The organism is Pseudomonas sp. NPDC089996 (assembly GCF_044748405.1).
Lineage (GTDB): Bacteria > Pseudomonadota > Gammaproteobacteria > Pseudomonadales > Pseudomonadaceae > Aquipseudomonas.
Genome location: NZ_JBIVGA010000038.1, coordinates 1 through 2,305, shown reverse-complemented (window position 1 = coordinate 2,305; position 2,305 = coordinate 1). Strand labels below are relative to the sequence as shown.

Annotated in this window: 3 protein-coding genes and 1 pseudogene; 1 reads left to right on the top strand and 3 read right to left on the bottom strand. The window is 50.0% G+C overall.

Translation table 11 applies throughout. The annotated features are described in order from the left end of the window. Positions 1 to 517: pseudogene (locus tag ACIPW4_RS27230) on the bottom strand (type IV secretion protein Rhs); the annotation flags it as partial. Here ACIPW4_RS27230 and ACIPW4_RS27225 point away from each other — a divergent pair. Further along, positions 431 to 739 carry a hypothetical protein gene (locus ACIPW4_RS27225; protein WP_400663753.1) on the top strand — a complete coding sequence of 103 codons (309 nt, stop codon included), beginning with the start codon at positions 431 to 433 and terminating at the stop codon, positions 737 to 739. The pseudogene ACIPW4_RS27230 and the gene ACIPW4_RS27225 overlap by 87 nt on opposite strands. Here the strand turns inward: ACIPW4_RS27225 and ACIPW4_RS27220 are convergent. Beyond that, complete coding sequence (locus ACIPW4_RS27220; RefSeq protein ID WP_400663750.1) at positions 733 to 1,224, bottom strand: SMI1/KNR4 family protein; 492 nt, start codon at positions 1,222 to 1,224, stop codon at positions 733 to 735. The genes ACIPW4_RS27225 and ACIPW4_RS27220 overlap by 7 nt on opposite strands. 10 nt (positions 1,225 to 1,234) lie before the next feature. Next, on the bottom strand, positions 1,235 to 2,305 hold a 1,071-nt coding region (locus tag ACIPW4_RS27215), incomplete at its 5' end, for an RHS repeat-associated core domain-containing protein (RefSeq protein ID WP_400663748.1).

Sequence of the window (2,305 nt, the reverse complement as noted above, 5' to 3'; positions counted from 1 at the left end):
TGACCAGTGGTGTCGAGCGGAAGTGCTTGTAGCTGATCTTGCGACCTAGCGGGTCGGTTTCCTCGATAAGCCTGGAGCGTTCGTCGTACTTCAGGGCAAGGCGATTGCCATCCGGCAGCTCGATGCCGACCAGATTGCCGGAGGCGTCGTAATCCATGCCATAGCATTCACCGCCGAAGTCACGGCTGCCGATGACGCGATTGTCCTCGTTGTAGCGGATTTCCAGCTCACGGCCCAGCACATCGGTGGCCCAACTGGTGCGCTGAGCGAAGTCGTAACGGAAGTGATAATGCTCGCCGTCGCTGGTCCAGTGCTCGACGACGCGTGGTTTATCGCCAAGGGCGTTGCTGTAGGCCACCCTCAGGCCTTCGGCATAGCCAAAGCTGCGCACGTTGTTGGTTTTGCGGTTGATCACCGCACTGAGCTGGCCGTGTTCGTCATAGCGGTAGTGGATCAGCGTTTCGACGGCCTAGTTGTTGACCACGCGCTTGATGTCGGCCAAGAAAGTGATGTCGTTTCATTGCCGCAGGACGTCGTATTCAGCGTCACTTGTTTACTAGAAGGACTGAGTCTAAAGCTTCAGTCCTCCAAGGTTAAATTATTAAAGGTCTCAGCTACACCACATAAACTTAGGAAAGCATCACGCCGCAAAAAATTTAATTTACAAACCATTCATACCGAAGCGACAAAACCAAAAATTATTCCCCCGCCTCCAGCACAATACGCTATCGCTCACTGATCAATTTCATCCTCATAAACCAAAGAATCAATAAACTCACGAAACGACCATGACAGTATCTTTTGAGCATTGATGTGATTTATATGCATGTCAACATCCGGCTGAAAAACATCAACCGCAAAATATATTACCTTACCCCCATTCTTATCAAGACAAATAAAATTACCCGCCTCATCTACGGCAAATGCCACTAAATGTGCTGGAAAGACATTCCTTCTCACCATCGACCTGAAACAGCCACCTATATACTTAGTTTCATCCTTATCGAGGGCCCCATCAATAGCAATACTTTTAAAATCCTCAACTCTAATCGGCTCATAATTTTCGTCCTTCGCCCAAAACTCTCGATTAGGAGCACCTCCATTGTAAGACAGGTAGAGGCTCCTAAATTCGGGCGGAAACTTCATGCCAATTTCAGACTCGAGCATATCAATATCACGTCCAGAAATAGCGACTTCAGAATTAATTAGTTTCAAATCGTCCATTATAAAGCTCTCAGCAACTTGTAGAGGTTGTTTTTTGAGGGCGGCCTTTGAGCCAGCCCTTATCCTGCGAGATAGCCACAGCTTCCGGTGTCCCGTACGACCCAGAAGGCAAACCAAAATGTTTCTCAAATTGCGCCACCGAGCCTGTATGCGGCAATGAAGCCTCGTGCGCGGACTGTGTCACCAACTGCATTGTCCCCTTACCCGTCACAGGATCGAAGTCGTCCAAATGATGCCAAGTATATTTACCCATAGACTTGACTTGTGTCTTTGTCAAGCCAGCCTGCTTATAAGCTTCGGTAAAGTCCCGGCCTCGAGACCCTTGCATTTGAATAGCTACGATATTCTTTTGGCTGCCAGTTACAGGAAATAGCTCAGTTGAACCTTCAAAATTCACACTCTTAAAAGATAGACCCCAAGGATCAATCCATGCCGTGGGATTTGGTGCGTATTGGTAAAGATTTACTCCACCACCTAAACCCAATGGATCTTGCGTTAAAAAGCGTCCAACATCTGATGCATAGTAACGCAAAGTATTATAATGCAAATCACTCTCATCGTCGAAATATTGCCCTTGAAAACGAAGGTTCTGTTCTAGCTCGTTGATCGCCAGGTGTTCCACTTCACCCCAAGAGCGATAGGTCGCCTGCCAAACGACTGTGCCATCGCTGTTCGTCAGCTCCAGCGGCGTCCCAATCTGGTCGGTATGGAAGTAGTAAAACTTCTGCTCTTCCCCTTCAGCCTGATCGACGCGCGCCAACGGTGCATAGCTACTCGGCTCATACAGGTAAAGAATGCTCTGCCCCGGCGTTTCCTCGCGCAGCATCCTCAGTCCTTGCCAGAGGAAGCGCTTATGTTCGACCTCGCCATCGATCTCCGCCTGCTTGGCCACCCGCCGCCCGAGGCTGTCGTAGCGGTATTGCCCGGTGCTTTCCTGCCTGCCATCAACATACGTTTCCGCCCGAACCAGCCGGTTCTCACAGTCGTAGGCAAAGTGCTGCAGCTTGCTATGCCCCGAGTGCTTCTCGATCAGGTTGCCCCACGGGTCGTAGCGGTACTCCTGATCGCGCCAATGGGTGAT

Coding starts and splice junctions, on each gene's coding strand:
- ACIPW4_RS27220 (WP_400663750.1), bottom strand. CDS start 1,224: ATGGACGATTTGAAACTAATTAATTCTGAAGTCGCTATTTCTGGACGT.